We start from the raw sequence: 26,288 nt of genomic DNA on the forward strand, positions 1-26,288 counted from the left end.
ACGCGGACAGCGCGTCGACCCGGCTCGCCAGGAGCCGGGAGGAGGCGGTGCGGCAGATCGTCGGTGCGCAGAACACGCTGCAAACGAGCCTGAGCGCGCACGCTGCCGCGAAGGAGCTGCTCGCTGCTGCGCAGACGACTTACGACGCGGCCTTCGACGCGTATCGGCACGGTGCGGGTTCGGTGACCGACGCGCTGCTTGCGCAGAATCAGCTGCTGGCGGCGAAGAACGCGTATGCGGACAGTTATAGCGGCGCGTTGTCGTCGGCGGCGGCGCTGGCGCTCGCGACCGGTTCGGTCGACGCCAAGCCGAGGTGGTCCAGTCCGTGACGGCGAGATGGTTCCTCGGGCGTTTCAGGGTGCGGGATGGCGCGAACCTCAATAACCCCGATCCAGAAACCGGACATTCGCGCGCTTTTGGCGAAAAGCAGATCAAGACCCCAGGAAGCGATGCCGGGCTCCGGTTCGGGGCGGTCACGTGGAGGTGAAAGCCGAGGTTGCAATAAGAACGGCCGGTTGAGAAGGTGTCGGCGATGAGGTTGAAGATTTGATTGGATTCGAATCGGCAGGCTTCGATCTGCTTAGCCTGGTCTGAAACAAGTCTTTAAGTGGTCGATGAGTTTCAGGATGAGTTGAAAGTTTAATTTATCAGGGAAGAAATGGATCTTCTAATGGCGATGCGGGTCTTTGTCAAAGTTGCCGAGCTAGGCAGCTTTGTGCGCGCGGCAGGTTATATCGGGATCTCCAGAGCCGTGGCTACGCGTCATGTGGTCGCGTTGGAAAATAGATTAGGAGCCCGACTCATCTATCGGACCACGCGTAGACTTTCGTTGACGGAAGCAGGTTCAAAGTATCTTCTGAGCGCCAAGCAATTGCTGGACGATCTCGACCTGGCGGAACAAGAAGTCTCGTTGCGTAGCCGTGGTCCGATAGGAACCTTGCGAATTGTGGTCGCCCCCGGATTCGGCCAACGCTACATCATTCCATTGCTGCCGTCCTTCATGGAGACGTTTCCAAATATCGTCCCTGATGTGACTTTTTTAGGACGGAAAATTGACCTGGTGGACGAAGGTTTCGACGCGGGTGTGGTAATCATTCAACAAGTGCGTCATGGCAGTACGGTGACGCGGCATTTGACCGATGTGCAAATGATCGCCTGCGCCTCGCCGCGGTATCTGGAAAATCATGGGACACCTGATCACCCTTCCGACCTCGCAAAGCAATCGTGTCTGGCGTTGCCCGCAACATGCTGGGGACGGGATGAATATGAGTTTAGCCATGACAAGGATCTGATCAGATTGAAACTGACTAGTACGGTGATGACGGACAGCGTCGAGGTGATTCATCGGCTTGCGCTGCTTGGCGTCGGCGTTGCGATACTGCCGGATTACATTGCTAGTCCTGACATCGCGTCCGGGGCGTTGAAAAGAGTATTGAACGAGTATGAGCTATCGAATACAGAGGTGCATGTTGCGTACCCGAATCGGCGACATCTTCCGATCAAGGTTCGGTTGTTCGTGGATTATTTATTTGAAAATATCGACACTAAACAAAGCAGGGGTGAGAGTTGTTGAATGGGTTTTGTTGAAAGGAGATATAGCTCAAGGGATGAGCGTGGTGTGTTCGGATGGGCCGCAGCTGCGAGTTGCAGGCTAGGCGCCGGACGTCCGCTTCTATTCCGATCGATGCCGCATAGCTGAAGGCATCACCAAGGAAAGTACGGCGACACATCCTGGTTGACTTTTACGTCGAGGCGTCCAGCGAAGGCGGCGTGAATGCATGCCGTTGGGCACACCGAGCGGAGACATGAAATTTCCTCCCATGGCGACGTGGCCCGAATGTGTGCTTGGTGTTCTTTTATCGCCCATGATCGACTGCTTCGATGGGATGATAGTCAGTTGGTCGATTGGCACAAGCCCCGACGCAGAGCTCGTGAATTCCATGTTAGATGCGGCTATCGAGACCGTGACCGAGGACGACGAGACGCCGATCGTGCATTCCGATCGGGGTGGCCACGACCGTTGGCCTGGCTGGCTATCGCGGGTTGCAAAGGCTAAGCTGGCCCGCTCCATGTCGCGTAAAGCCTGCTCACCAGACAACGCGGCCTGTGAGGGATTCTTCGGCAGGCTAAAGACCGAGATGTTCTATCCAGGAGACTGGCGTTCGACGACCATCGCGGAGTTCGTTGAAGTACTGAACGCCTACGTTCGCTGGTACAACGAGAAACGGATCAAGGGCTCCCTTGGCTATCTCAGCCCCATCGAGTACCGTGAAAGCCTCGGCCTAACGACGTAAATCAGTCCAAGAAAATAGCCGCATCTCCGGTGGGTTAAGACTCTGTAGAAATCAACAGCCAAGGCTGCCCGGCTTGCGCCGGGCAGCCTTGACGCAATGGGCGAAACCCGCCCCAAACTTGTCGCACCCGCGGCGAATCGTTTCATGACTCACCATGACGCCACGCTCGAACAGGAGTTCTTCGATGTCGCGCAGGCTGAGCGGGAAGCGGAAATACCAACGCAGGGTCTGACTGATGATGGCCGCTGGGAATCGATGTCCATGATCGAGCGATTGCTTTTTCATTTCGACCTCCTATGCTACCGACCACCTGATCAACGTGACAATACCCTATGGGGGCGCCCTGCGGTTCTTCCGTGCACTAATGCCAAATATCAGAGAACAATAGTTCGCAAGTCGTCATCTTCGATTTCTTATCATATCCATAAAATCATCCTGCATAATCGCAAAAATAAAGGCTGCACTCATTCCAAATAATAATACGCCATTGGTGGCTTCGATCGCTCCAAGTATATTCCACTGCTTGGCAATGCTAATCCCGGATGCGCCGCGCGTTGACATTGTGTCTGCTGAATAGAATATTGCTTCGCTAAATGTATTTATTGCTCCAATGTGTACATAAATTGCGGCCCAAATGATTGACTCGAAAATGTGCATCAATGCAATTCCCAGCCCAGTAATCGCGAGATAAATTGTTAATATGAGAAGGGGGTGCTCCTTCCATCTTGATTTTTTCAATTTTTGATGAAAGGTTTGTGTATGCATTGCTAGGCTCACCACGCCGGCAGCGTGTATGGAGACGCATGTAATGCTAAGTGCCAATCCAAAAATCCAACTCATCATCGCCGTATCTTTAGTTTTTATGAATTGAAGAAAATTAACTGTATTAATTGGAGTTGGTAAGTATTTATTTAAATGGCAATTTTACGCTGATGCGAGGAGATGTTTTCATGAATATCCATTCGACAATCCGGACAAAGACTCGTATAATCATCAGAGGATTGATTTTTACTTGTTGAAATTTTAAATTCACCTGAAACTAAATCAAAAGAGCCTTCTGCACGGCACGCCCAGCGCGCTTGCCGTTCTGGACCAGTCCCTCCCAAAGGGGGAGCGAGACCAAACCGTGGCCGTTCCTGTGTCAACTCGCACAGCCGTGCCGCACTTCGTAATCCGCATCAGGCGGCACCGGCCTTCGGAACGTCCGGCGATTCACGCCACGAGCGCGCACATCCGGCGCCCCGAACAGTCGTACTGCTCAATCATTCACTGCGCGACTTCCTGGCGCTGCGCGGGCGAACTCACTTTTTCCCGAGAACGGCCTTCGGCACCTGGATATCTAGCGCTTGCTCCGCCACCAGCCGCTTGGGCTGCCGATTCTCTTCCTCAAGTTGCCGAAGACGCTTTGTCTCTGACACATCTCCCAGGGGCCGACCAGACGATGACGGATCCCACCATGGATAAGCCGGCGAGGAAGAACCAAGTGATGGCGTAGATCAGGTGATTGTCGAGGAAGGACACACGCGTTAAACCGCCGACCGGACTGTCCGCCGGCGCGAGGGGATCCGCGTCGATGTCGATGAAGTATGGCGCGACCTCATTGAATCCTTGCGATCGGGCGATGGCCGCCACATCCCGCGTATGCCAGTTGTGCGTTGTCGGATCATTTTTGCTGAACCACGTCTCGGGCTGGCTCACACGCAACAGTCCGCTGGCACGGACCGTCTCCGCGATCCCTACCGGGCAGGGATGATCATGTCCACACCATCCGGTCGGAACGTAGCCCCGATTGATCATCACGATGCTGCCGTCGACACGGCGCAGCGGCGTCATTACCCAGTATCCGTAGCCGAGTGCGGTGGATGCATGCACCAGCGTTTGCTGCGCGTTGAGCAGCGTGCCCGTGACGGACACGCGGCGATACTCGTCGCGCTCCGTGATGCGGGGCCACTGTGCGGGATCCGGCGCGGGTACGGGTGCGGCGCGCATGTGCGCATCGATCCGCGCAATCAGGTCGTGCTTCCACGCGCGACGTGCGATTTGCCAATAGCCGAGCGAGACGAATGCGACGAATGACGTGACGCACAGCGCAAGAATGAGCCATCTTCCTGTCCGCCGACGATCCATGACTGCCGCCTCGATCGAATCCGCGCGCACCGCGTGATTTCAGGGAATGCGAGACATGTCGCGCATCGACGGCGGCATCATGTTGCGGTCGAGGTGATGCATGATCCAGATGGACCCCGACAACGCGATAACCACGAGCATGGTCGTGAAGATGAGCGCCAGCAGATTCCAGCCGCGCTCCGATCTCGCGTTCATGTGCAGGAAATACACCATGTGCACGATGATCTGAACGCCGGCGAGGACAATGATCAAGACCCGTGTGTTGTTCGGATCGTCGAACAGTTTGCCGGCCACGGCCCAGAACGGGATGGCCGTGAGGATGACGGCCAGCACGAACCCTGTGAGATAGCCCTTGAGCGTGCCATGCGGCGCGGCGTCGGCGCTGCCGTCTTCGTCGTGCTCGGTTTGCAGCGCACTCATGGCATCACTCCCATCAGATAGACAAAGGTAAACACGCCGACCCACACGACGTCGAGAAAGTGCCAGAACATCGACAGGCAAGTCAGCCGTCGGCGGTTGTCCGCAGTCAGCCCGTGGGTCTTGACCTGCACCATCAGGGTGACGAGCCAGACGATGCCGAACGTGACATGAAGCCCGTGCGTGCCGACCAGCGCGAAGAAGGAAGACAGAAAGGCGCTGCGCCACGGGCCCGCGCCGTCGTTGATCAGATGTGCGAACTCGCGCAGTTCCAGATACAGAAAGGCGAGCCCGAACAGCCCGGTGATCGCCAGCCACATAAGCGTGCCGGCCTGACGCTTGCGATGCATCTCGAGCATGGCGAAGCCGTAGGTGATCGACGAAACGAGCAGCATTGCCGTGTTCAGCGCGACGGTCTGAAGAGAAAAGACGTCGTGTCCGGCCGGCCCGGCCGCGTAGTTGCGGCCGAGGACACTGTAGGTCGCGAACAGGCATCCGAAGATGAGGCAGTCGCTCATCAGGTAGATCCAGAACCCGAGCAATGTGCCGTTCGGCGTGTGGTACTCGTTGGGGACGTAGAACCGCGACGACAGGTCGGCGCCGGACGGATTGGACGGGACGGTTGCGATCGTATTAGCCATGATGGGGCGCGAGTTCTCGGGTGCGTTCGGCCTCGACCCGCGCTACTTCGTCCGCGGGAATGTAGTAGGCGCGGTCGTAGTTGAACGTGTGCCGGATCGTCGCCGCGATCAGCAGGGCAAACGACACGGCGGCGAGCGGCCACATACGCCACACGAGGGCAAAGGCGAGGGTCAGGGCGATCGCGGACAAAACGACCCCGGCTCCGGTGTTGCGGGGCATGTGGATGGGAATGAATCCGGACAGCGGGCGCCGGTAGTTGAGCGCTTTCATCTGCCACCAGGCTTCGTCGCCCTGAATTCGCGGGGTGAAGGCGAAGTTGTACTCGGGAGGCGGGGACGACGTCGACCATTCGAGCGTGCGGCCGTCCCACGGGTCTCCGGAGACGTCGCGCAGTTGATCCCGCTTGCGGAAGCTCACGTAGTACTGGATCAGCATGCAGACGATGCCGCAGAAAATCAGCGCGGCGCCGAAGGCCGCCGCGATGAACCATATCTGCAGCGACGGGTCGTCGAAGTGGCTCATGCGACGCGTCACGCCCATCAGGCCGAGCACGTACAGCGGCATGAAGGCGAAGTAGAAGCCGATCAGCCAGAACCAGAACGAACATTTGCCCCAGAAGGGATCCAGCTTCCATCCGAATGCCTTCGGGAACCAGAAGTTGATCCCCGCGAACATGCCGAACAGTACGCCGCCAATGATCACGTTATGAAAATGTGCGATCAGGAACAGGCTGTTGTGCAGCACGAAGTCGGCGGGCGGAACGGCCAGCAAGACCCCCGTCATGCCGCCGATCGCGAAGGTCACCATGAACCCCACCGCCCACATCATCGGCACCTCGTAGCGGATGCGCCCCCGGTACATGGTGAACAGCCAGTTGAACATCTTCGCGCCGGTGGGGATCGAGATGATCATCGTCGTGATGCCGAAGAACGAATTGACGCTCGCGCCGGAACCCATGGTAAAGAAGTGATGCAGCCAGACGAGGTAGGCGAGCACGGTGATCACGATGGTGGCGTACACCATCGAGGTATAGCCGAACAGGCGTTTGCCCGCGAACGTGGAAACGACCTCGGAGAAAATCCCGAAGGCGGGCAGGATCAGGATGTACACCTCGGGATGGCCCCAGATCCAGATCAGGCTGACGTACATCATTGCGTTGCCGCCCAGCTCGGTCGTGAAGAAGTTCATGCCGAGATAGCGGTCGGCCGCGAGCAGCGCAAGCACCGCGGTCAGGACCGGGAACGACGCGACGATGAGCACGTTGGTGCACAGCGAGGTCCACGCGAAGACGGGCATGCGCATCATAGTCATGCCGGGTGCGCGCATCTTGATGATCGTGACCAGCAGGTTGATCCCGGACAGCAGCGTGCCTACCCCGGACAACTGCAGCGACCATATGTAGTAGTCGACCCCGACGTCGGGACTGGTGGTCAATTCCGATAAGGGCGGATAGGCGAGCCAGCCGGTCTTGGCGAATTCGCCGACGAACAGCGACAGCATGATCAGCACCGCGCCCGCGGTGGTCATCCAGAAGCTGAAGTTGTTCAGGAACGGAAAGGCCACGTCACGCGAGCCGATCTGCAGCGGCACGACGAAATTCATCAAGCCGGTCACCATGGCCATGCCGACGAAGAAGATCATGATCACGCCATGCGCGGTGAAGATCTGGTCGTAGTGCTCGGGCGGCAGGTAGCCCATGTTCTCGCCGAACGAGATCGCCTGCTGGGAGCGCATCATGAGCGCATCGGCGAATCCGCGCAGCAGCATCACGGTGCCCAGGATCATGTACATGATGCCGATGCGCTTGTGGTCGACGCTGGTGAACCACTCGCGCCACAGGTACCCCCACAGCTTGAAGTACGTGATCACGCCGACGAGCGCGAGACCGATGACGATCACGCCGACCATCGTTGTCAGGACGATGGGGACATGCAGTGGCAACGCCTCCCAGGTCAGTCGACCGAACATGAGTTGGCTGAGATCCGATGGACTATTCATGTTGTTCCAGTTGAGCGGGTGATCGGATGGGGCGGGTGGCGGGATGCGCGGCGCTCGCGGCCTATCCGCGGGTGGCGACGCGCGATGCGGTCGCGGCGCCGGGCTTCGGCGCCGGCTGCTGGCCGGAGGGCGTTTCGACGCACAGGGCGCCGGCCGCTTCGCGCGGCATCAGGACCGCGTCGAACAAATTCGGCATCACGGCGCCGAAGCGCTGCACGGGCGCACCAATACTGGGCTGTGCCAACGACAAATAGGTCGGGCGATCGAGCGCGGCGCTCGTCGCCTTCGCCTGAGCGACCCATCGATCGAACCCCGCATGGTTCAGGCCAAGGAAGCGGAAGCGCATCTGTGAAAACCCCGCGCCGCTGTAATTGCCGGAAAAGCCTTCGTAGCTGCCGGGCGCGTTTGCGATCGCGTGCAGCGTGGTTTGCATGTGCGGCATCGCATAGATCTGGCCTGCCAGCGCGGGAATGGACAGCGAGTTCATCACCGTGGTCGACGTGATGCGAAATTCGATCGGTCTGTCCACCGGCGCCGCCACCTCGTTGACGACGGCGATGCCTAGCTCGGGGTACACGAACAGCCATTTCCAGTCCAGCGCGATAGCCTGTATCACCAGCGGCTTCTGCGCCGGCGGAACGGGACGTCCTTCGCTTACCCGGTCCAGCGGACGGTAGGGATCCAAACGATGGGTCATCACCCAGGTCAGCGCGCCGAGCGCGATGATGATGACGAGCGGCACGGACCAGATCAGGAGTTCGAGCAGCGTGGAGTGGCTCCATTCGGGCTCGTAGCGGGCAGTCCGGTTCGACGCGCGATAGCGCCATGCGAAAAACAGCGTCAGCAGAATGACCGGCACGACGACGAGCAGCATCAGCCAGGTGGCGGTAAGGATGATGTCCCGCTGCTGAAGGGCGATGTCGCCGATGGGCGAAAGCACGATGGACTGACAGCCGCTCAGGGAGAGGGTGCCGACTACGAGCAGAGCTTTCTTGAGCATGGAGACAATGACCTTGCTGTCGCAGATGTGTTCGCGTTGCCGATCCCGCTTCGTCGAGACTGATCGGAATGTGTCGGAGTATCTACCGAGATAAAGAATTAGTCGATCAGAATTCCTTGCGAATTACTTGGATACGAGGAATTGATAATTCATGAATTGGCAATGAGAATATATTGTCTTAAATAAATATGAATGGTAGGCAATCAATTGTTGTGAATTCAAAATATATTGTTGTGGTCGGCGGATATAAAATTTAATTTTCTGAAAATTAATTGAATCGCGATACGCTGTGATGGTAGGGTGCTTATGTTTTGTCGTTCACGAGGCAAGCACGCATATATGTCTTCCAGAGGCGTCGTTCCAGCAAGCGCGAATTCCAGCACGTCGTTGAATGAAACGTCGGGGCTGGAACGACCGAGCCATCCACCCAAGCCGGGCGAGATTGCTATTGGCGTGATCATCGGGCGCGCCTCGGAAACCGTCAGTTTCTTTGTGTTCGGCATTGCTTGCGTTCTGGTGTTTCCGAAGCTGTTCTTTCCGTTTACCGATCAGTTTCAGGGCATGCTGGGGTCGTTTGCCATNTGCTATTGGCGTGATCATCGGGCGCGCCTCGGAAACCGTCAGTTTCTTTGTGTTCGGCATTGCTTGCGTTCTGGTGTTTCCGAAGCTGTTCTTTCCGTTTACCGATCAGTTTCAGGGCATGCTGGGGTCGTTTGCCATTTTCGCGCTTGCGTTTATTGCGCGTCCATTTGGAACCGCGCTGTTCATGGGCGTGCAGCGCAAGCTGGGAGTGGGCACCAAGCTGAGCGCCGCGTTGTTTCTGCTTGGGTTCTCCACGGTTTGCATCGCCTTCGTGCCCGGATATGCCGTCATTGGCGGCTGGTCGATCTTCTTGCTCGCCTTGCTGCGTCTGATGCAGGGATTCGCCCAGGGCGGCAGCTGGGACGGATTGGCGTCGTTGCTCGCGTTGAGCGTGCCCGCCAAGAAGCACGGCCGATATGCGGCGATGGTTCAGCTCGGCGATCCGGTGGGAGCCGTCATCGCGACGTCGCTGTATTTGTATCTGCACATGCAATTGAGCGAAGCGGATTTCACCGATTGGGGCTGGCGTTACCCGTTCTTCGTCCTGTTTGCCATTAATGTCGTGGCGCTGTTTGCTCGCCTGCGTCTGGTTATCGCGCGCGAGTATGCCGAGCAGTTCCATGCGCGGGCGCTCGCTCCGGTCTCTGTCAGGGAAGTGTTCGGACATCAACGTCATGTCGTCTGGCTGGGCGCGTTTTCCGCGTTGGCGAGCTGCGCTCTTTACTATCTGGTGACGATCTTCCCGCTTTCCTGGGTGTCGATGCACAACCTGTCCGATATCGATCGCATCCTGTCGATACAGGTGATCGGCGCGTTTTTCTTCATGGCAGGCATGATCGCGTCCGGATGGATTGCGGATCGAGTCGGACGGAATAGGACGCTGGCCGGGGCGGCCGTGCTGATCGGCGTATATGGATTGGTCGCGCCTTGGCTGCTGGACGGACACACGGCCCAAGCCGTATTCATTGTCCTGGGTTTCACGTTGCTGGGGCTGTCGTACGGGCAATCGGCGGGCTTGGCCGCGCCATTGTTCAGCACGCATTTACGCTATACCGGTGCTGCCATCACAACCGACATGGCGTGGCTCATCGGGGCCGCATTCGCGCCTCTGACGGTGTTGACGCTCTCGAATATGTTCGGACTCGTGTCGCTGACCGGCTATCTGATTTCCGGTGTGGTCTGCACGCTCGTGTCGTTGCGGTTGACTCGTTCGTTGCTGGCCGGCAATGGTTGATATCAAGGCATTCCGTTTTTTGAGAATCGAAGAAGCTATTGCGAGCCGATCAGTTTTGATTGTTCATAAAATAAGAATCAGAGGTGTCTATGTCTGGTGAACGAGTTCAGTCGAGTCGATTTTTGAGTGCATGGGACCGCTTGATCGCGGTAGCCGTGGCGATCAGCGGTCTGGGACTGGCGGTCGGCGGCATTTGGCTGTTGTCGCTGGGTGGCAGTCCGTACTATCTGGTGGCGGGCATTATCTTCGCCTGGTCCGGAATCCTGCTGTGGCGCAGGCGCATGCAAGGGGCCTGGGTGTTCGGGCTCGGTTACCTGATCAGCCTGCTCTGGACCTTGTACGAAACGGCGACGCGCTTGTGGGGCTGGGTGCCTCGCATGGGTTTCATCACGGGGCTGGGCTTCTTCGTCGCGCTCATGATTCCCAGGCTGGTGAGCAAGGACGGACGAACCAATCTGGGGCGAGGCTGGGCCAAGTTATTCGCCGGTGTCTGTGTTTTATTCGCCGGTGGGGCTTTCGTCCTGTCATTTGTTCCGCAAGAGAGTTACTTGTCGCCGGCCTCGATGTCGACGGAACCGCTCGTATCCGACGGCGGCAAGCAGGCGGCGCAGCGATCGAATCAACCCGACACCGATTGGGCGCATTACGGGCGCGATGTGGACGCAACGCGCTATTCGCCGCTTACCCAGATCAATGCGGGCAATGTGAGCAAGCTGAAGGTCGCCTGGGTTTATCACACGGGTGACCTGCCGCCCAAGGACAAGCTGAACAAGTGGGCAGCCGAGACAACGCCGATCAAGGTCGGCAACAGCCTGTACCTGTGTACGGCCACGAACAACCTCGCGAAGCTCGACCCGAGCACCGGCAAGGCCGTGTGGACCCGGGACGTCGGCACGCAGTACAAGAGCGTTCCCTACTCGGCGGCATGTCGCGGGCTGGTGCATCATGTCTCGACGACGATTCCCAGCGGCCAGCCGTGCCACGAAAAGATCATCGAAGGCACGATCGACGGCCGCTTGATCGCGGTCGACGCGGGGACAGGCGAATTCTGCAAGGGCTTCGGCGAGAATGGGCAAGTCAGCCTGCTGAAGGGGCTGGGCGAGACCGTGCCGGGTTTTGTCGCCATGACCTCGCCGCCCGTCATCGTCAAGGGGACGATCGTCGCCAACCACCAGGTGCTGGACGGCCAGCGCCGCTGGGCGCCGTCGGGCGTCATCCGCGGCTACGACGCCGATACCGGCGCGTTCAAGTGGGCGTGGGACGTGAATCGCCCCGGCCAGCGCGGCGAGCCGGGTCCCGGCGAGCAGTACAGCCGCGGTACGCCGAATTCGTGGGGGCCGATGGTGGGCGACGAGGATCTGAACATGATCTATGTCCCGACCGGGAATTCCGCGGCGGATTACTACAGCGCCATGAGAACGCCCGCCGAGAATCGCGTGGCGTCTTCCATTGTCGCGTTGGATGCGAGCACCGGCGAAGAGCGCTGGGTGTTCCAGACCGTCCACAAGGATGTCTGGGACTACGACATGGGTTCGCAGCCGACGCTCTTCCAGTATCCGGCGTCGGGTGGCGCGGTACCGGCCATGATCATTCCGACCAAGCGCGGGCAGACTTTCGTGGTGGATCGGCGTAACGGCAAGCCACTGTTGCCGGTCGAGGAACGCCCTGCTCCGCAAGGCGACGTGCCGAACGATCCGCGTACGCCGACGCAGCCCTGGTCGCCCGGGATGCCCCGCCTTGGCTTCGCCGACCTGCAGGAGAAGAATATGTGGGGGATGACGCCGTTTGATCAGTTGTACTGCCGGATCAAGTTTCGCCAGGCGCATTACGTTGGCGAATTCACGCCGCCTGTCATCAACCAATCCTGGATCGAGTACCCCGGCTACAACGGTGGGAGCGATTGGGGCAGCATGGCCTACAACCCGAATAACGGCGTGCTGATCGCGAACTGGAACAACACGCCGATGTACGACCGGTTGCTGCCGCGCAAGGAGGCGAATGCCATGGGCTTGTATTCGATCGACGACCCGCGGCATACCGACAAGTCGGGCGCGGAAGGGCCGGGCGCCATGGCCGATACGCCGTACGGCATCGACGTTCAGCCGTTCATGAATCCGCTCACCGAAGTGCTGTGCAACGAGCCGCCGTACGGAATGATCACCGCGATCGACATGCACACCCGCCAGGTCATCTGGCAGCATCCGCTCGGGACGGCGCGGGCGAACGGTCCGTTCGGACTACCGACCTATATGCCGATGGAGGTCGGCACGCCGAACAACGGCGGCCCCATCATCACGGCCGGCGGGCTGGTGTTCGTGGCGGCCGCGACGGACAACCTCATTCGCGCGATCGACATGAAGACCGGCAAGGTGGTGTGGAGCGACGTGCTGCCGGGCGGCGGGCAGGCCACGCCGATGACCTATTCCGTCAATGGCAAGCAATATCTGGTCATCATGGCGGGCGGCCACCACTTCATGCGCACCCCCGTGACCGATGCGCTCGTGGCTTACGCGTTGCCGGATCATGCGGACCCCGGGCAGGCGAGTCATTGAAGTCGTCCGACGGCAACGCGAACCGCCGATCGATCGTGGCTCGGCGCCGCTCAAGCCGGATTCGCGTGGATCACCGTTTCACCCCTGTCAGTTAATTTGCAAAGGAGCCTCTCATGTGGACCAAGCCCGCTTACACCGATCTCCGTCTCGGTTTTGAAGTCACGATGTACATTTCGAATCGCTGATCTCGACGCACGGCAAGGAAAGCCTCGGCTAGCCGAGGCTTTTTTTCGCCGGGCCACCGTGTCGGATTCTTGCCGGACAATCATGCTCGTACACATCCTGGGATCGGCCGCCGGCGGCGGTTTTCCGCAATGGAACTGCAACTGCGCGAATTGCGCGGGATTTCGCGACGGCACGGTCGACGCGCGGGCGCGCACCCAGTCGTCGATCGCGCTGTCCGACGACGGCGTGAACTGGGTGCTGTGCAACGCGTCGCCCGATATCCGCGCGCAGCTGCAAGGGTTCGCGCCGATGCAGCCGGGCCGCGCGCTGCGCGACACGGGGATCGGCGCGATCGTGCTGATGGACAGCCAGATCGACCACACCACCGGCCTGCTGAGCTTGCGCGAGGGCTGCCCGCTGCAGGTATGGTGTACCGCTCAGGTCCATCAGGACCTGAGCACCGGTTTTCCGCTGTTTGAAATGCTGAAGCCCTGGAATGGCGGCCTGTGCTGGCATCGCATCGAGCTGGACGGGAGGTTCGTCGTGCCCGCGTGCCCGAACCTGCGGTTCACGCCATGCCCGTTGCGCAGCGCGGCGCCGCCTTATTCTCCGCACCGCTTCGATCCCCATCCGGGCGACAACATCGGCCTCTGGGTGGAAGACCTGCGCACGGGCGGTACGCTGTTCTATGCGCCGGGTCTGGGCGAGGTCGACGACGCGCTGCTGCGGCGCATGCAGGCGGCCGACTGTCTGCTGGTAGACGGCACGCTGTGGGATGACGACGAAATGCAGCGTCGCGGCGTCGGCGCCCGCACCGGCCGCGAGATGGGCCATCTCGCGCTGAACGGCCCCGGCGGCATGCTGGACGTGTTTGCGCGGATACCCGGGCCGCGCAAGGTGCTGATTCACGTCAACAACACCAACCCGATTCTCGACGAGCACTCCGCCGAGCGTGAGGAACTGACGCGGCGCGGCGTTCAGGTCGCATTCGACGGGATGCAGATCCTGCTATGAATAGCCGTTCTCCGATCAGCGCGCGGCCGAACCGGCCGTCTGCCGCGCGACGCAAGCCACCCTGCCATCCCGTCATTTACCGCTCTTGAACGTCATGGAACCGTCGCCCCGTCAATCCGCACTCAGTCCCGAGCAGTTCGAGCAAGCCCTGCGCGCGAAGGGCGCCTTCTATCACATTCATCATCCCTACCACGTCGCGATGTACGAAGGCCGGGCGACGCGGGAGCAGATCCAGGGCTGGGTCGCGAACCGCTTTTACTATCAGCTCAACATCCCGATGAAAGACGCGGCGATCCTCGCGAACTGTCCGGACCGCGACGTGCGGCGCCAGTGGGTTCAGCGTCTGATCGACCACGACGGCGCCGCCGGCGATGAGGGCGGCATCGAGGCATGGTTGCGGCTGGGCGAGGCGGTGGGGCTGACCGCCGAGCAATTGCGTTCGCAGGCGCTCGTGCTGCCGGGCGTGCGTTTCGCCGTCGACGCCTACGTGAACTTCGCGCGCCGCGCGACCTGGCAGGAGGCGGCCGGCAGCTCGCTGACCGAGCTGTTCGCCCCGCAGATCCATCAATCGCGCCTCGACACGTGGCCGCGCCATTACCCGTGGATCGAGCCGGACGGCTACGCGTATTTCCGCACGCGCGTCGGCCAGGCGCGGCGCGACGTCGAACACGGGCTGGCCATCACGCTGCAGCACTGCACGACATACGACAGCCAGCAGCGCATGCTGATGATTCTGCAATTCAAGCTCGACGTTCTGTGGACGATGCTCGACGCCATGTCGATGGCCTACGAGCTGCAGCGGGCGCCATACCATACGGTGACTCGCCAGCGTGTCTGGCACACGGGAGTCGCGCCATGAGTTTCGACCGGAATCGTGTGCCGCGCTGGCGGAGGGGATTTCGCTTTCAGTTCGAGCCGGCCCAGCATGCGCACGTGCTGCTCTATCCCGAAGGGATGGTCAAGTTCAACGAGAGCGCGAGCGCGATTGGTCAACTGATCGACGGCGCGCGCAGCGTCGCGGACATCGTCGCCCACCTCGAACGGCAATTCCCCGGCGTGCCCGATCTGGGCGCGGATGTCGAGGATTTCATGGAGGCCGCTCGTGCCCAACACTGGATCGAACTCGCCTGACCCCGCGGCGTCCGACGCGCAGGCGCCTGCGGTCGGCCTGCCGCTTTGGCTGCTGGCCGAGCTGACCTACCGCTGCCCGCTGCAATGTCCGTACTGCTCGAACCCGCTCGATTTCGCGCGTCAGGGCGCGGAGCTCGATACGGCGCAGTGGATCGGGGTGATGGCCGAGGCGCGCCGGCTGGGCGCCGCGCAGATCGGTTTCTCCGGCGGCGAGCCGCTGGTCCGGCCAGATCTCGCGGAGCTGATCGGCGAGGCCCGGCGGCTCGGCTACTACACGAACCTGATCACGTCGAGCATCGGCCTGACCGAGCGGAAGATCGTCGATTTTCACCGGGCCGGCCTCGATCACATCCAGATCAGCTTTCAGGCGAGCGATGCGGACGTCGGCAACATGCTCGCCGGCTCGAAGAAGGCGTTCGCGCACAAGCTCGAGATGGCGCGCGCCGTGAAGGCGCACGGCTATCCGATGGTGTTGAATTTCGTCACGCATCGGTACAACATCGACGACATCGACAAGATCATCGAGCTGTGCATCGCGCTCGAAGCCGATTACGTCGAGCTGGCGACGTGCCAGTACTACGGCTGGGCGTACCTGAACCGCAACGCGTTGCTGCCCACCCGAGCGCAGCTCGCGCGCGCCGAACGCACGACCAACGAATACCGCGCGAAGCTCGCCGCGGAAAACAATCCGTGCAAGCTGATCTTCGTCACGCCCGACTATTACGAGGAGCGGCCGAAGGCGTGCATGAACGGCTGGGGCAGTCTGTTCCTGATCGTCACGCCCGACGGCACCGCGTTGCCGTGCCACGGCGCGCGGCAGTTGCCGATCGCGTTCCCGAACGTGCGCGACCACGCGCTACGGCACATTTGGTATGACTCACCGGGTTTCAATCGCTTCCGCGGCGACAGCTGGATGCCGGAGCCGTGTCGGTCGTGCGACGAAAAAACCAAGGATTTCGGCGGATGCCGCTGCCAAGCGTACATGATGACGGGCGACGCGAGTAACGCGGATCCGGTCTGTAGCAAATCGACTGACCATGGCGTGATCCTGAAAGCGCGCGAGGCCGCACTCGCCCCTCTTCAGCCGGTTACGAAACTCGTGTTTCGCAACACGCGGAATTCTGGTGAACTTGCCGGGACCTGATCGCCGCCGATGCTATCGCGACCCAATGAGAATTCGTCGAGTTCGCGGCGTCGGATGCCAACTTATTGTGGAGAGAATGTCGCCCGGAGGTCGGCTGCTGCCGAATCTGGCGCTAAACGCGCGACGGGTCAAATGGATTGGGCGTCGACAGTGCGTTCGAGCTTAGCGGCTCATTTCGCGGCGAGTGCTTGAACCTGCCTTGGCTCGAAACCCTGGGTGAAGCCGAGGCGATCGTCGAGGCGTGGTGCCGGGATGACAACGAGAGCAATCCTCACTCGGCTCTCGACGAGTTGGCGCCGGCCGAATTCGCCCGTCACTTGGTGCGTGTTCCGGGGATGATTGGGTCCAAAACGCCAGGAAACTGGCTCTAGAGCGAGTTTTGGATTACTAAACAGGAATTGCAAGGCCTTCTTTTTTAGACCGCTGTCCGTCTTATTCGGCTTTCTACACCTTGGCCCCTACTTCAGAGGTAATGAGCTGACATCTATTTTATAGGACTACTACCGTATTTTTACTAAAAAACATCAATAAATTTTGATTGATATGATCGCTAGGTGACATAATTGATTGCGATGCACCCATGTGTCCAACTTTTATGGAGGTATGCGATGGCAACGAGAAATTACAAGGATCTAAAGGCTCAACTTCAAAAACTGCAAGAGGAGGCGGAAGCAGCGCGAATCGTTGAACTGGAAGCGATTGTTGCAGACCTTCGCGAGAAGGTCGCCGAGTATGGCATTACCTCGGAACAAATTTTTGGCCGGCACCGTGCGAACAAAACGGCCGGAGCGGTAGCGGCCAAGTATCGGAACCCCAAGACCGGTGAGACGTGGAGTGGCCGCGGCCGTGCGCCGGTTTGGATAAAAGACGCCAAGAACCGCGATCGCTTCCTGATCAACAAATAGCGGCTGCAGGTTACAAGTTTATTGCGCATGGAGTCGTGTCGTCAGTGCGAAGTCTCTCCAAATTTGAGTAGCATACCGAATTAGAGTCCAATCAGGTAAGCAGGAGATTGGACATGAAGGAGCGATTTACCGAAGAGCAGATCATCGGCTTTCTGCGGGACTCCGAGAGAGGGTGATCGGTCAAGATCTGTACTGCCGGCACGCCTTTCGCGAAGCCAGCTATTACTACGTTTGGCGCAGAAAATCCTGCGGCATGAGCGTGCCGGACGCGAAGCTCCTGAAGGAGTTGGCGTCCGAGAACGCGTGGTTGAAGAAGCGACCTGCCGAATCGCTGGTGGCAAGCCAAGTTACGCGCGAGGCGTTGCGAGAAAGATGGTGGGCGTACCGTCACGCCGGAAGGGCGGCATAAGCCCCAGCGCCGATCGTTATCGGTCGGCACCGGACCGCATATGGCATTGCAGGCCGATATCGTGGCGCGGTTCGACGGCAGTGTATTCAGCGAGCAACACGGCAACGGCACGAGCATAGTCGTACCTGATCCGGCACGACGAGTGCAGGTCCGCTGATTAGGTTCGGCAGATTCGCATGTCCCGCTACCATTGAACGCACCATGACCGGTGGATGGAACGTGAAACCGCCCTCTACCAAGTGCGGAGTCGTCGCAAACTGCGCGGCGATGGTCAGGCACAAGCGTTGCGGCGACGCAATGTCCGCCACAAGCATTGCTGAGTGCCTCTTTCGCGTATGGCGGATCCTTTCGGCATCAAATACCCGCCAAACTTCAATCAATCGATGAGACTAGCCGACTCCCCGTTGGCGGTCGTACTGGCCTGACGCGGACACCGTTCACGATGTCGTCTCTCCAGCCGCACCGGCATCGAGCGATGCGACGTAACGCAGCAGGTCTCCGGTTCGTCCCCCCGATATCAACGGTTCCCAGGCTGATAGCCAAGGTTCGTACCTTTGGAGCACAAGTCGTGTCGACCGTGCTGGCCGCTGAAACGCCCGTCCACGGCGCGGCTTGTCGTCGAGTTCCGTCGAGATACCAAGGCAGGGCCGTGGCATTCCCATAGACGACTTTCCCGAGAATGTCCTTGATCTGTCTTGGGGGCCTAGGCCCTCTTTTCTGCGAGTCCACAGCTCTCCGCAGACGTCCTTCAATCGACGGATCGCAAGAGCGCGAATGATGAAGTAAGATTGTCTTATCACAACAAAACATGAATTTTTCTCATTCATCATGCTTGATCGTATTCATTTGTCCATCGTGCAGGAGGTGGAAAAGCAAGGTTCGCTGACCGCCGCCGCCGGCGTCCTGCACGTGACGCAGTCGGCTTTGAGCCATAGCATGAAGAAACTGGAACAGCAGCTCGGCACCGACATCTGGCTGCGTGACGGCCGCAGCCTGCGCTTGACCCAGGCCGGCCAATACCTGCTGGCGGTGGCCAACCGGGTACTGCCACAGCTGAATTTGGCCGAAGAACGCTTGCGGCAGTTCGCCCAGGGTGAGCGCGGCACCTTGCGCATCGGCATGGAATGTCACCCTTGTTACCAGTGGCTGTTGAAAATCGTGTCGCCCTATCTGGCCGCATGGCCGGATGTGGACGTAGACGTAAAACAGAAATTCCAGTTCGGCGGCATCGGCGCGCTGTTCGGTTACGAGATCGACCTGCTGGTCACGCCCGATCCGCTGAACAAGCCGGGCCTCGTATTCGAACCGGTATTCGACTACGAGCAAGTCCTGGTCGTTGCCGGCAACCACAAGCTGGCCAAGGAGGAATACATCAAGCCCAAGCAACTGACCGATGAGGTGCTGGTGACCTACCCGGTGCCGGTCGACCGTCTGGATATCTACAGCATGTTCCTCGCGCCGGCCGGAATCACGCCCAAGCGCCACAAGGAGATCGAGACCACCGACATCATGCTGCAGATGGTCGCCAGCGGCCGCGGCGTGGCTGCGCTGCCACGCTGGCTGGTGCTGGAATATGCGGACACGATGGATGTGGTGCCGGTGCGGCTGGGCGAGAACGGCATTGCCAAGCACATCTATCTGGGTGCGCGCGAGGCGGACGTGGGTATCGATTACCTGCGTGCGTTTATCGAACAAGCGAAAAGGCCTGACGCGGCCTGATGCTTCGTGGCAGCGGGTTCCATGAGTGCCGCTCATAGGAACATGAAAACATATCCATTTTCATTTCCCTCGGTCGGTGAAGATAATTCCAGGTTGCCCAGTTCGACGAACGCGGGCGTATTTCATGCACCTCTATGGCATCCACAACCGAACGCAAGCCATTGGCGTTACCGGGCGGGCACAAGAAAGTGCTGCTGCATTCCTGCTGTGCGCCTTGCTCGGGCGAAGTGATGGAAGCCATGCAGGCGTCCGGTATCGACTTCACGATCTTCTTCTACAACCCGAATATCCATCCGCTGAAGGAATACGAACTACGCAAGCAGGAAAACATCCGGTTTGCAGAGAAATCCGGTATTCCATTTATCGATGCCGACTACGACCGCGACAACTGGTTTGAGCGGGCCAAGGGAATGGAAAACGAACCGGAGCGCGGCATCCGCTGCACCATGTGCTTCGATATGCGTTTCGAGCGCACGGCATTGTATGCACATGAACACGACTTCCCCGTCATCACCAGCTCGTTAGGCATCTCGCGGTGGAAGAACATGCAACAGATCAACGATTGCGGTGTGCGCGCGGCCTCGCACTATCCCGACATGCTGTATTGGGAATACAACTGGCGCAAAGGCGGCGGCTCGGCGCGCATGATCGAGATCAGCAAGCGAGAAAACTTCTACCAGCAAGAATATTGCGGCTGCGTCTATTCGCTACGCGACAGCAATCGGCATCGCCTGGAAAGCGGTCGGGAACGCATCCAGCTGGGCGTGAAGTTCTACGGTGACGACGACTCCACAACCGAATCCTGAGTTCACCGTCTTTACCCGATAAACAAGCGGAACGGCTGAAGACATCGCACTCGGACAAAACCCTGGTCGCGCCGCGCACCGCTCGACGCATGTCGCAGATCACCATCGCGCAGGCGCCTGGCATTCCGCTGGAGCATCGGAAGCGACTCGAAACCGGCGTGCGTCCCTTCTCTACCGCGATTCAGCACAAGACTGAGCCGGCTTTTCGTCATTCCATTCGTCGCTCTTTGCCCCCGCAGCGAGGGGCATCTCTTTCACGCACGCCTCATTTCACGGTTCGTCGCCGGATTCGATGCGCGGCAAGCGAACCCTCTTATCGCGCGCGGCGTTGACCAAGCTCACGCCGTGACTTCGCCGTCAGGCTTTCCGTCTGGCCGAGCGCCGGGGCGGCAGAATCCCGCAGGCAAGGGCGGTGCGAATGGAGAGGGACAAGTCCGCGAGCAAGCCGACATGCACACCACGCCATGAACATGGCTAATGGTTTTATGAGATTAATTCACTTTTATTCATCAATGGCTCGACATAAAATTCGTCTCGAATGCCGGGGTCATAGAGATTTCCGAGCAAAAATCAGAAAATAAAATCGGGAAGCATTGGAAAACCAAGATGGATTCAGGTTTTATCTCGGAAATCAGGGTGCCAGATCAACATGAGTGAAGATTTTACATTTGCCATCAAGCGCATTTGTTTCGACGAAGACTATCGGCCGTCAGACAGTACGCGGATTACGACCAACTTCGCCAACTTGGCTAGAGGAACGCGTCGTCAAGAGAATTTGCGCCACACGTTCAAGATGATTGACAATCGTTTCAATGCCCTGGCGCATTGGGATAATCCTGAGGGCAATCGCTATACCGTCGAGCTTGAAATCATTTCCGTCGAAATGAGCATGGGCGGCGAAAGCAACAACGCTTCTCTCCCTTTGATTGAAATATTGAAACCGAATATTGTCGATCGAAAAACCGGCGAGCGCATCGAAGGCATCGTCGGGAATAATTTTTCCTCTTACGTGCGAGATTATGATTTCAGCGTCCTATTGCTGGAGCACACCAGGAATCAGCCCGAGTTCAGCACTCCGGAGAATTTTGGAGACCTGCACGGGAAGTTGTTCAAGTGCTTCGTGAACTCGAGCGCCTACAAGGCCAACTTCAGCAAGCAGCCCGTCATATGCCTGAGTGTCTCGAGCAGCAAGACTTATTATCGGACCGCGAATCAGCATCCGGTATTGGGCATTGAATACCAGCAGGACGAATACTCTCTGACCGATGAATATTTCAAAAAAATGGGATTGAAGGTTCGCTATTTCATGCCTCCGAATAGCGTCGCACCGTTGGCTTTTTATTTTGCCGGCGATCTACTTGGCGATTACAGCGATCTCGAGCTTATCGGTACTATCAGCACAATGGATACGTTCCAGAAAATTTACCGGCCCGAGATCTACAATGCGAATTCCGCGGCAGGAAAGTTCTATCAGCCAAGTTTGAAGCACCAGGATTTTTCATTAACTAGAATTGTTTATGATCGAGAAGAACGCAGCCGGCTGGCTATCGAGCAGGGAAGGTTTGTCGAGGAGCACTTCATCAAACCGTACCACGCTGTTCTTGAGCAGTGGTCCGCTAACTACGCTCTTTGATTAATCGAAAACACAAGGTTATCTATTGTGAAGAAATGGCTACCTACTTCAACGGCCGGCAGCTTGCCCAAACCCTCCTGGCTTGCGCAACCCGAGACACTCTGGTCACCCTGGAAATTGCAAGATGAGGGACTCGTCGAGGGCAAGCAGGATGCCTTGCGTTTGTCATTGCATGAGCAGCAACATGCGGGCATCGATATCGTCAGCGACGGCGAGCAAACGCGCCAGCATTTCGTGACCACGTTTATCGAGCACCTCAGCGGCGTTGATTTCGAGAACCGCAAGACCGTCAGAATTCGTGATCGCTATGATGCAAGCGTGCCGACGGTCGTGGGTGCTGTTGCTCGGCAAAAACCGGTGTTTGTCGAAGATGCCAAGTTCTTGCGCCAGCAAACGGAGCAACCCATAAAATGGGCTCTGCCGGGCCCCATGACCATGATCGATACGCTTTACGACGATCATTATAAAAGTCGCGAAAAGCTGGCTTGGGAGTTCGCAAAGATCCTGAATCAGGAAGCCAAGGAACTGGAGGCCGCCGGCGTCGATATCATTCAATTTGACGAACCCGCGTTCAACGTTTTCTTTGATGAAGTGAATGAGTGGGGCGTTGCGACCTTGGAGCGAGCAATTGAAGGCCTCAAGTGCGCGACCGCCGTGCATATTTGTTATGGCTATGGCATCAAAGCCAATACGGATTGGAAAAAGACGCTGGGATCGGAGTGGCGGCAATACGAAGAAGCCTTTCCCAAGCTACAAAAATCCAGCATCGATATGGTGTCGCTGGAGTGCCACAACTCTCATGTTCCAATGGAACTGATCGAACTCATTCGAGGTAAGAAGGTGATGGTGGGCGCCATCGACGTGGCAACCGATGTCATCGAAACACCCGAGGAAGTCGCCAACACCTTGCGAAAAGCACTTCAGTTTGTCGATGCCGACAAGCTCTATCCTTGTACCAACTGCGGCATGGCTCCCTTGTCGCGTGAAGTAGCGAGAGGCAAGCTGAATGCTTTAAGTGCGGGCGCGGAAATCGTTCGGAGAGAAATCTCGAGCTAGCCCTGAGCCACGGTCGGACGTGGTGCTCGGGAAATTGAAGATAGCGAGGATTTCAGGGAGCGCCTTAAACGCGTTCCCTGAATCCGGTGGAATACGCCGCCCGGATTTCCCGAGCATGAAGATGAAGCGAAGGCCTTTTTCGATTCCGATTAAGCCGGCGAGCACCAGCGGGCCGGCAAGACGTTGTTTAGGATCGAAATGAATCAGGCGGCGCCGCGGGAGGGTTGCTTGCACGTACTGCTTCAATACGCAGCACGATGGCTCACATCGGCATGGATGACGAATGAGTTCATGGACGACACGTCGATACGTGCCGGCCGGCACTCGAGAGATGCGTCCGTCATGCGCGGAATCGTGCCGTGTGTGGCTCGCGATGGCTAAGCGCGGAGAATCGAGTGGGCTATCGAATCGATTCCGATCGATGAGCCGCTTTCACAATGGACAACCGATGCAATCAGCCGACATGGCCTGACGACTTCAGGCCTTCCTTGACATTCTCGAGCCGCACCCAGTATTCAGTCACTACCATGTCACTTTCCAGCACTGCCATCGAGCCATTGAGCTTTCGCGAAGCGCTCGGGCATTACGCATCCGGTATCACGGTCATTGCATCACACGTCGATGGCGAGCCGATCGGCTTCACTTGCCAGTCGTTCTACAGCGTGTCGATGAGCCCGCCGCTGGTGTCATTCAGCGTAATGTCCGGTTCGGCCAGCTACCCTAAAATTCGCCAGGCCGGACGATTCGTCGTCAATATCCTGTCGGACGAGCAAGTCGGGATTTCCAACCAGTTCGCTCGACGAGGCGCGGACAAGTGGCATGGAGTCGAATGGCAAGAATCGCCGCTGGGTAACCCGATCATTGTCGGCAGCCTTCATTGGCTTGATTGCGAAATCTACGCCGAGCACGCCGCGGGTGATCATCTGATTGTGATTGGCGAAGTGAAAGCGTTGAACCTGCAGGGAGCGGTTGCTACGCAGCCACTGCTGTATTTCAAAGGGCAATATCGCAACATCGCCGCGCATCGCGCGGTTTGAACGTTGACCTCCGCTGCCCTCCTTGACGCGTCAACTACTTGATAGCTTCGAGATGTCAACGTGTACAGGCCGGCCATCGCCATATCGAGCCGCATATCGACGGCAGTGCCTGCGCAGCGGGGCACCAGCGCCGTCAGCGACAGAAGATCGTTCAGCAGGCGTGATCCATTGACCCGGCCGCCCCCCGCGCGCTTGCATCCATCTCGGCACGGGGGCTCGCGGCATGTGCTGTATTTGCGCCGGCGGTAAACATGCGGGCGCCTCGGCGTGCCCGTGCCGTGCTCATACGCAAGTGGCGCGCGGGTTCGAAATACATGATTGCCCAGTGGACATACGGTTAAGTGGGCGCGAAAAAAGAAAATTCCCGCTCGTCGAGTGGGCATTCGAGGAGATGGGCGGGAACATACCGCGCAACCACCTCCGGGCCGGTAAATCTCGCCCCTGTTCTCTTTCGCCGAGAAATGAATTCACGGCGCCCGTCAAATCGCCAGCCTCGATTGCGGCAAATGAGAGGTGAGGTCTCTACGTCTGCCGGTCGCGGAAAATAGCGGAATGATATTTTTCGCGTCGACCCATAATTGATATGGCGACATATTAATCAGGCAACGTGGTTATTGAATGTCGAAGATGGGCCATGGCTCATCCGCCGCCAGGCTTGGGGCGGAGGTATCTCAATAAAAACATTGCCAGCGCGGCGAACGCGCGCCGGCTTTGAGTTTCAAAAAACCGAACTGATAGTTCGATTTTTCGATCCCTTCGAGTCATACCGGTTCAGGTTAATCTCCTTCCAAGGTTGTTAATTCACGGAGAAAACCTGATGAGCGGAGCCGATGTCAATGGTTCGGTGGGGCGCGCGGTCGATGTTTTAATTGTCGGTGGGGGATCCGCGGGTGCGGTATTGGCGAGACGCCTGAGCGAGACGGCGGGCCGCAACGTGTTGCTGCTCGAAGCCGGCGCCGCGTACAACGCGTGGGGCTATCCGCATGAAGTCGCGAGCAGCGACCGGCTGGGTGCCGATACCGGGCACGAGTGGGGCTATCAAACGGAGCCCGGCGTCGTCGGGCATCCCATCGGTGCTTTCCGAGGCAAAGTCCTGGGCGGAAGTTCGGCGGTCAACGGCTCGGTGGCGATCCGGGCACGGCCACAGGATCTCGAGAACTGGGGGCTGGCAGGGTGGTCGTACGCGGATCTGCTGCCCGCTTTCAAGAAGCTGGAGCACCATGTCGGCGGCACCGGCGAGCTGCACGGACACGGCGGTCCTTTGCCGGTACGCCAGCTGTCGCGCGACGACATCACGCCGATGCAAAGGGCGTTCGTCGACGCGGCGCTCGCCAACGGATTTCAGGCGATAGACGATTTTGACGGACCGGACGCGCATGGCGTCGGGCCCTACCCGATGAATATCGTCAACGGCGTGCGCGTCAATACCGGCATCGCCTATCTGGATAACGAAGTGCGCGGGCGAAGCAACCTGAAGATCCGCGGCGGCGCGCTGGTTGATCGCGTCCTGTTCGACGGTTCGAAGGCGATCGGCATCCGTCTCGCGGACGGAGAGGAAATCTTCGCCTCGGAAGTCATTCTCAGCGCCGGAGCCTACGGCAGCGCCGCCGTGCTGCTGCGTTCGGGCATCGGCCCGGGTTCGGATCTCAAAGCGCTGAACATTCCCCTGGTTGCGGATCTGCCGGTCGGCCAGCGTTTGAAGGACCACCCGTTCTACTACAACGCGTATGCCGCGCATCCGGACAAGATCGGCGCGCAGTCGCCGGTGATCGGCGCGAAACTGTGGACGCGCAGCACGCTGGCGAAGAACGGAGACCTCGATCTCCACGTGACCGCCACGCATCTGTTTCCCCACGATCTGAGTCCGACGAAGGTGGGGTTCGTGCTGGCGGTGGCGCTCACGCGTCCGCTGTCGGCCGGCCGGCTCAGCCTCGTCGACCGGAACCCCGAAGCGGCGCCGCGCATCGATCTGAATTTCCTCGCCGATCCCGACGACCGGATCAGGCTGATCGACGGCGTCAAGATCGCGCGACGGATCGGCCGAACCGATCCTTTGTCCCGACTGATTCATTCCGAGCTGGCGCCCGGCATCGACGCACGGAGCGACCGGGAGATCCTGGCTTCGATCTACGCGACGCTCGACACCTACCACCATCCGACGTCGACGGCCCCGATGGGCGACATCGGCGCGGCCGGGTCGGTGGTCGATCTGCAGGGCAGGGTCCACGGCGTGGCGAACCTGCGCGTCGTCGACGCGTCGATTTTCCCCGATGCCATTTCGGTGGCGACCAATATCACCACCATCGCGACGGCCGAACATATCGCCCGGCACTACGCATAACCGAGGTATCGCGCAACGTGTCGTTCGATCCATCCAGGCTGACGCCGGGTGTGGCGAGTGCCGGCGATCCCATGTTACTGGC

At 59.0% G+C, this 26,288-nt stretch carries 25 protein-coding genes and 3 pseudogenes; 19 read left to right on the forward strand and 9 right to left on the reverse strand.

Annotated elements, in window-relative coordinates; all coding sequences use genetic code 11:
* The 3 genes and pseudogenes from RZR99_RS29135 to RZR99_RS29145 form a co-directional block, all read left to right on the forward strand.
* Window positions 1-329 (forward strand): TolC family protein (locus tag RZR99_RS29135; RefSeq protein ID WP_323123242.1); only part of this gene is annotated, 329 nt, incomplete at its 5' end.
* 341 nt (window positions 330-670) lie between these two features.
* Window positions 671-1,573, forward strand: coding sequence for a LysR family transcriptional regulator (locus RZR99_RS29140; protein ID WP_323123243.1), 903 nt, complete (start codon window positions 671-673; stop codon window positions 1,571-1,573).
* A 277-nt stretch (window positions 1,574-1,850) separates the two neighbouring features.
* A pseudogene (locus RZR99_RS29145) lies at window positions 1,851-2,294 on the forward strand (IS3 family transposase); the annotation flags it as partial.
* Between the two features lie 63 nt (window positions 2,295-2,357).
* On the opposite strand, the pseudogene RZR99_RS29150 reads toward RZR99_RS29145, so the two are convergent.
* The 8 genes and pseudogenes from RZR99_RS29150 to RZR99_RS29185 form a co-directional block, all read right to left on the reverse strand.
* Window positions 2,358-2,579: pseudogene (locus RZR99_RS29150) on the reverse strand (IS6 family transposase); the annotation flags it as partial.
* Window positions 2,580-2,693: 114 nt separating this feature from the next.
* A complete protein-coding gene (locus RZR99_RS29155) occupies window positions 2,694-3,137 on the reverse strand; it encodes a two pore domain potassium channel family protein (protein ID WP_323123244.1) in 444 nt (147 codons plus the stop codon).
* A gap of 543 nt (window positions 3,138-3,680) precedes the next feature.
* Window positions 3,681-4,451 carry an SURF1 family protein gene (locus RZR99_RS29160; RefSeq protein ID WP_323123245.1) on the reverse strand — a complete coding sequence of 257 codons (771 nt, stop codon included), beginning with the start codon at window positions 4,449-4,451 and terminating at the stop codon, window positions 3,681-3,683.
* A gap of 9 nt (window positions 4,452-4,460) precedes the next feature.
* On the reverse strand, window positions 4,461-4,841 hold the full coding sequence (cyoD, locus tag RZR99_RS29165; protein WP_323123246.1) for a cytochrome o ubiquinol oxidase subunit IV: 381 nt from the start codon (window positions 4,839-4,841) through the stop codon (window positions 4,461-4,463).
* A complete protein-coding gene (cyoC, locus tag RZR99_RS29170; RefSeq protein WP_323123247.1) occupies window positions 4,838-5,479 on the reverse strand; it encodes a cytochrome o ubiquinol oxidase subunit III in 642 nt (213 codons plus the stop codon). The genes cyoD and cyoC overlap by 4 nt, the downstream gene beginning before the upstream one ends.
* Window positions 5,472-7,448, reverse strand: a complete 1,977-nt coding sequence (cyoB, locus tag RZR99_RS29175; RefSeq protein ID WP_407655521.1) for a cytochrome o ubiquinol oxidase subunit I — start codon at window positions 7,446-7,448, stop codon at window positions 5,472-5,474. The genes cyoC and cyoB overlap by 8 nt, the downstream gene beginning before the upstream one ends.
* 91 nt (window positions 7,449-7,539) lie before the next feature.
* Window positions 7,540-8,478, reverse strand: a complete 939-nt coding sequence (gene cyoA / locus RZR99_RS29180) for a ubiquinol oxidase subunit II (RefSeq protein WP_323123249.1) — start codon at window positions 8,476-8,478, stop codon at window positions 7,540-7,542.
* Between the two features lie 218 nt (window positions 8,479-8,696).
* Window positions 8,697-8,981 (reverse strand): hypothetical protein, encoded by a 285-nt coding sequence (locus tag RZR99_RS29185; protein WP_323123272.1) that lies wholly within the window; start codon window positions 8,979-8,981, stop codon window positions 8,697-8,699.
* Window positions 8,982-9,178: 197 nt separating this feature from the next.
* On the opposite strand from RZR99_RS29185, the gene RZR99_RS29195 reads away from it, so the two are divergent.
* The 14 genes and pseudogenes from RZR99_RS29195 (at window position 9,179) to RZR99_RS29255 (ending at window position 22,828) form a co-directional block, all read left to right on the forward strand.
* Window positions 9,179-10,294, forward strand: a complete 1,116-nt coding sequence (locus tag RZR99_RS29195) for an MFS transporter (protein WP_323123250.1) — start codon at window positions 9,179-9,181, stop codon at window positions 10,292-10,294.
* Between the two features lie 122 nt (window positions 10,295-10,416).
* Window positions 10,417-12,846 carry a membrane-bound PQQ-dependent dehydrogenase, glucose/quinate/shikimate family gene (locus RZR99_RS29200; protein WP_323123251.1) on the forward strand — a complete coding sequence of 810 codons (2,430 nt, stop codon included), beginning with the start codon at window positions 10,417-10,419 and terminating at the stop codon, window positions 12,844-12,846.
* A 113-nt stretch (window positions 12,847-12,959) separates the two neighbouring features.
* Window positions 12,960-13,031 (forward strand): pyrroloquinoline quinone precursor peptide PqqA, encoded by a 72-nt coding sequence (gene pqqA, locus RZR99_RS29205; RefSeq protein WP_323123271.1) that lies wholly within the window; start codon window positions 12,960-12,962, stop codon window positions 13,029-13,031.
* An 82-nt stretch (window positions 13,032-13,113) separates the two neighbouring features.
* Window positions 13,114-14,025, forward strand: coding sequence for a pyrroloquinoline quinone biosynthesis protein PqqB (gene pqqB, locus RZR99_RS29210; RefSeq protein ID WP_323123252.1), 912 nt, complete (start codon window positions 13,114-13,116; stop codon window positions 14,023-14,025).
* Window positions 14,026-14,119: 94 nt separating this feature from the next.
* Window positions 14,120-14,884: a pyrroloquinoline-quinone synthase PqqC gene (gene pqqC, locus RZR99_RS29215; RefSeq protein ID WP_323123253.1), complete on the forward strand. Its 765-nt coding sequence runs from the start codon at window positions 14,120-14,122 to the stop codon at window positions 14,882-14,884.
* The gene (gene pqqD, locus RZR99_RS29220) at window positions 14,881-15,156 is read left to right on the forward strand and encodes a pyrroloquinoline quinone biosynthesis peptide chaperone PqqD (protein ID WP_323123254.1); all 276 of its coding nucleotides are present in this window, start codon (window positions 14,881-14,883) and stop codon (window positions 15,154-15,156) included. Before pqqC ends, pqqD begins: the two co-directional genes overlap by 4 nt.
* Window positions 15,128-16,300, forward strand: a complete 1,173-nt coding sequence (gene pqqE / locus RZR99_RS29225; RefSeq protein WP_323123255.1) for a pyrroloquinoline quinone biosynthesis protein PqqE — start codon at window positions 15,128-15,130, stop codon at window positions 16,298-16,300. Before pqqD ends, pqqE begins: the two co-directional genes overlap by 29 nt.
* Window positions 16,301-16,437: 137 nt before the next feature.
* Window positions 16,438-16,671 carry an integrase core domain-containing protein gene (locus RZR99_RS33430; protein WP_407655523.1) on the forward strand — a complete coding sequence of 78 codons (234 nt, stop codon included), beginning with the start codon at window positions 16,438-16,440 and terminating at the stop codon, window positions 16,669-16,671.
* A gap of 237 nt (window positions 16,672-16,908) precedes the next feature.
* Entirely contained in the window at window positions 16,909-17,205 is a 297-nt protein-coding gene (locus RZR99_RS29230) for an H-NS histone family protein (protein WP_323123256.1), read from the forward strand.
* A gap of 113 nt (window positions 17,206-17,318) precedes the next feature.
* Window positions 17,319-17,601: pseudogene (locus RZR99_RS29235) on the forward strand (transposase); the annotation flags it as partial.
* An 841-nt stretch (window positions 17,602-18,442) separates the two neighbouring features.
* Window positions 18,443-19,333: a LysR family transcriptional regulator gene (locus RZR99_RS29240; RefSeq protein WP_323123257.1), complete on the forward strand. Its 891-nt coding sequence runs from the start codon at window positions 18,443-18,445 to the stop codon at window positions 19,331-19,333.
* 134 nt (window positions 19,334-19,467) lie between these two features.
* Window positions 19,468-20,139, forward strand: a complete 672-nt coding sequence (locus tag RZR99_RS29245) for an epoxyqueuosine reductase QueH (RefSeq protein ID WP_323123258.1) — start codon at window positions 19,468-19,470, stop codon at window positions 20,137-20,139.
* A gap of 649 nt (window positions 20,140-20,788) precedes the next feature.
* Entirely contained in the window at window positions 20,789-21,772 is a 984-nt protein-coding gene (locus RZR99_RS29250) for a DUF1852 domain-containing protein (RefSeq protein WP_323123259.1), read from the forward strand.
* 27 nt (window positions 21,773-21,799) lie between these two features.
* The gene (locus RZR99_RS29255) at window positions 21,800-22,828 is read left to right on the forward strand and encodes a methionine synthase (RefSeq protein WP_323123260.1); all 1,029 of its coding nucleotides are present in this window, start codon (window positions 21,800-21,802) and stop codon (window positions 22,826-22,828) included.
* Here the strand turns inward: RZR99_RS29255 and RZR99_RS29260 are convergent.
* Entirely contained in the window at window positions 22,784-23,074 is a 291-nt protein-coding gene (locus RZR99_RS29260) for a hypothetical protein (RefSeq protein WP_323123261.1), read from the reverse strand. The genes RZR99_RS29255 and RZR99_RS29260 overlap by 45 nt on opposite strands.
* Window positions 23,075-23,355: 281 nt before the next feature.
* On the opposite strand from RZR99_RS29260, the gene RZR99_RS29265 reads away from it, so the two are divergent.
* On the forward strand, window positions 23,356-23,865 hold the full coding sequence (locus RZR99_RS29265; protein WP_323123262.1) for a flavin reductase family protein: 510 nt from the start codon (window positions 23,356-23,358) through the stop codon (window positions 23,863-23,865).
* An 817-nt stretch (window positions 23,866-24,682) separates the two neighbouring features.
* Window positions 24,683-26,206, forward strand: coding sequence for a GMC family oxidoreductase (locus RZR99_RS29270; RefSeq protein ID WP_323123263.1), 1,524 nt, complete (start codon window positions 24,683-24,685; stop codon window positions 26,204-26,206).
* Window positions 26,207-26,288 lie beyond the last annotated feature (82 nt).

Source organism: Burkholderia alba, assembly GCF_034721475.1.
GTDB classification, from domain to species: Bacteria; Pseudomonadota; Gammaproteobacteria; order Burkholderiales; family Burkholderiaceae; genus Burkholderia; species Burkholderia alba.

What these genes read in the sequence shown, in the direction of transcription:
- pqqB (WP_323123252.1), top strand. Translation starts at nt 13,114, where the DNA reads ATGCTCGTACACATCCTGGGATCGGCCGCCGGCGGCGGTTTTCCGCAA.
- cyoC (WP_323123247.1), bottom strand. Translation starts at nt 5,479, where the DNA reads ATGGCTAATACGATCGCAACCGTCCCGTCCAATCCGTCCGGCGCCGAC.
- RZR99_RS29195 (WP_323123250.1), top strand. Translation starts at nt 9,179, where the DNA reads ATGCTGGGGTCGTTTGCCATTTTCGCGCTTGCGTTTATTGCGCGTCCA.
- RZR99_RS29230 (WP_323123256.1), top strand. Translation starts at nt 16,909, where the DNA reads ATGGCAACGAGAAATTACAAGGATCTAAAGGCTCAACTTCAAAAACTG.
- RZR99_RS29245 (WP_323123258.1), top strand. Translation starts at nt 19,468, where the DNA reads ATGGCATCCACAACCGAACGCAAGCCATTGGCGTTACCGGGCGGGCAC.
- cyoB (WP_407655521.1), bottom strand. Translation starts at nt 7,448, where the DNA reads ATGTTCGGTCGACTGACCTGGGAGGCGTTGCCACTGCATGTCCCCATC.
- RZR99_RS29265 (WP_323123262.1), top strand. Translation starts at nt 23,356, where the DNA reads ATGTCACTTTCCAGCACTGCCATCGAGCCATTGAGCTTTCGCGAAGCG.
- RZR99_RS29250 (WP_323123259.1), top strand. Translation starts at nt 20,789, where the DNA reads ATGAGTGAAGATTTTACATTTGCCATCAAGCGCATTTGTTTCGACGAA.
- RZR99_RS29270 (WP_323123263.1), top strand. Translation starts at nt 24,683, where the DNA reads ATGAGCGGAGCCGATGTCAATGGTTCGGTGGGGCGCGCGGTCGATGTT.
- cyoD (WP_323123246.1), bottom strand. Translation starts at nt 4,841, where the DNA reads ATGAGTGCGCTGCAAACCGAGCACGACGAAGACGGCAGCGCCGACGCC.
- cyoA (WP_323123249.1), bottom strand. Translation starts at nt 8,478, where the DNA reads ATGCTCAAGAAAGCTCTGCTCGTAGTCGGCACCCTCTCCCTGAGCGGC.
- RZR99_RS29155 (WP_323123244.1), bottom strand. Translation starts at nt 3,137, where the DNA reads ATGATGAGTTGGATTTTTGGATTGGCACTTAGCATTACATGCGTCTCC.
- pqqD (WP_323123254.1), top strand. Translation starts at nt 14,881, where the DNA reads ATGAGTTTCGACCGGAATCGTGTGCCGCGCTGGCGGAGGGGATTTCGC.
- pqqC (WP_323123253.1), top strand. Translation starts at nt 14,120, where the DNA reads ATGGAACCGTCGCCCCGTCAATCCGCACTCAGTCCCGAGCAGTTCGAG.
- RZR99_RS29240 (WP_323123257.1), top strand. Translation starts at nt 18,443, where the DNA reads ATGCTTGATCGTATTCATTTGTCCATCGTGCAGGAGGTGGAAAAGCAA.
- RZR99_RS29185 (WP_323123272.1), bottom strand. Translation starts at nt 8,981, where the DNA reads ATGCCGAACACAAAGAAACTGACGGTTTCCGAGGCGCGCCCGATGATC.
- RZR99_RS29140 (WP_323123243.1), top strand. Translation starts at nt 671, where the DNA reads ATGGCGATGCGGGTCTTTGTCAAAGTTGCCGAGCTAGGCAGCTTTGTG.